The organism is Paucibacter sp. PLA-PC-4 (assembly GCF_026241155.1).
Classification (GTDB): Bacteria; Pseudomonadota; Gammaproteobacteria; order Burkholderiales; family Burkholderiaceae_C; genus Roseateles_E.
In genome coordinates, this window is the sequence record NZ_JAPFGP010000052.1 from 1 (window position 1) to 1,592 (window position 1,592).

General features: G+C 57.0%; 3 protein-coding genes. 1 reads left to right on the forward strand and 2 read right to left on the reverse strand.

The window, feature by feature from the left end:
* Positions 1-185 precede the first annotated feature (185 nt).
* A complete protein-coding gene (locus tag OOZ63_RS28800) occupies positions 186-647 on the reverse strand; it encodes a DUF4262 domain-containing protein (protein WP_266009310.1) in 462 nt (153 codons plus the stop codon).
* 102 nt (positions 648-749) lie between these two features.
* Positions 750-1,085 carry a hypothetical protein gene (locus OOZ63_RS28805; RefSeq protein WP_266009312.1) on the reverse strand — a complete coding sequence of 112 codons (336 nt, stop codon included), beginning with the start codon at positions 1,083-1,085 and terminating at the stop codon, positions 750-752.
* Between the two features lie 214 nt (positions 1,086-1,299).
* Here OOZ63_RS28805 and OOZ63_RS28810 point away from each other — a divergent pair.
* A partial coding sequence (locus OOZ63_RS28810; protein WP_266009313.1) for a hypothetical protein occupies positions 1,300-1,592 on the forward strand: 293 nt, incomplete at its 3' end.

Consider the following 1,592-nt stretch of genomic DNA (forward strand, 5'->3'; position numbering starts at 1 on the left):
TTCTTCCCAGCGCGCGCAGTGACGGCGGCTGATGGTCTAGAAGGGAATCCAGATGCAGAAATGGCCCGCGTTGCGGGCCATCAGGGATTGGTTCGGCTTGACTCTGGGGGGAAGCCCTTGTAGTTGGCGGTAAGCGAACCAGCCAGCGAAGCTGGCGCAGGTCCGCTTGACCAAAGGGTTGAACCTCACTGTGGCGGCTCCGACAACACAGGCTGCGTACATCGGAATCCCTGATCCGCAGAGGCATGCCACGGGAACTTGCTTTGCGCGTTCGGCCAGACCAACTGGTGCAATGGAAATTCTGTTTCTGCGTAGTACCACAACGCAGAGAACACGTAGTCGTTGTAGATGGGCCGAGGTACGGGCACATATACGCACGGGTAGCGTTCAATGAGATCGTAGGTAGGCGCGTCCAGGGGAATTGGATTCCCTTCAGCTAGTCGCTGAACATGGATGTTCAGAATGGAATGAGCTGTGTCGCCGGCAAGCCCAAAGATGATCAGCTCTGACGCCCCAAATGTTTGAAAGAGGCCAACGGTGTAGCTGAAACGCGGAGAGTCATCATCCTCGTTGCTTGGCGCGACGCTCGTGCAATGCCAGCCGAATTTTTCTACGTTGCGAAGCACAGTCCGCTCGTAGTCGTTCATGGGTGGAAGACGCTGTTCTTGCATCTCGTGAGGTTCAACGTTGAAGCTGAGCCGCAAGCGGCGGCCTGCCGACGCGAGTCGGCTCGAGCGACTGGTTAAGCGTCATCGTAGGCCGGCGATGAATGGGAACGCAACAACCAAACCGACTGCGAGAGCCATCGAAAGCCGAACCTTCTTGGACAGCGTCGCCGCCTCTGCTATCAAGTTTGGATCTGTGAATTCTTGAAAATCGCCACTCGCAAGACTCCACCATTGCTCACGTTCGAACGCGTTGCTGCCCCCGTCATCGATGCTCCTCTGGTCATTGAGCTCACTAATGCGATTCGTTGCGTTCGCAACGTGCCTGCAGTATGAGCGGAACCGGAGCATCACTGGAATGGCAAATGCCGCGTACATGGCAACCAAAGCTACAAGAAGCAATACAGCCGTGGAACTCATGAATTCATGACGCCTAACGTCAACGCTCAGCGGGCGGCGCAGCCGTCCGCTGCAGCAATGGGTTAGAAGGCGGTGCCGACGGCCGCCAAGTGCCGCCAGCTCCGTGATAGGTCTCCGCCTCCAAGAGAAATGAGGTTCTACACGACCGGCAAGTGAAGTGGTACCGCATGAAATCCGGCCAAGGGCCGTTCACGGCGATCGATGGAAACGGGACTTGCCCAATGAGTTCGCGGTCAGATTCAAAGGGCTCATAGCGCAACGCATGTGCTTCAACACCCGCACGGACTTTTCCGATGACGCGTGCCAATTCACCAGGCGAACGCAGTTCAACAATGACATCGAATTCCTCGCAGGAATGGCAGGACATGCGATGAGCCTTCTAACGTGCGAGCTCAGCGGGCGGCGAAGCCGTCCGATGGAGCGACCGGTTAAAGCGCTGACCGAACGGCCGATTCGTGCTCATTCGGCGGCAACCAAACAATCGCTCAATTGGCTTGTCGACGTGAC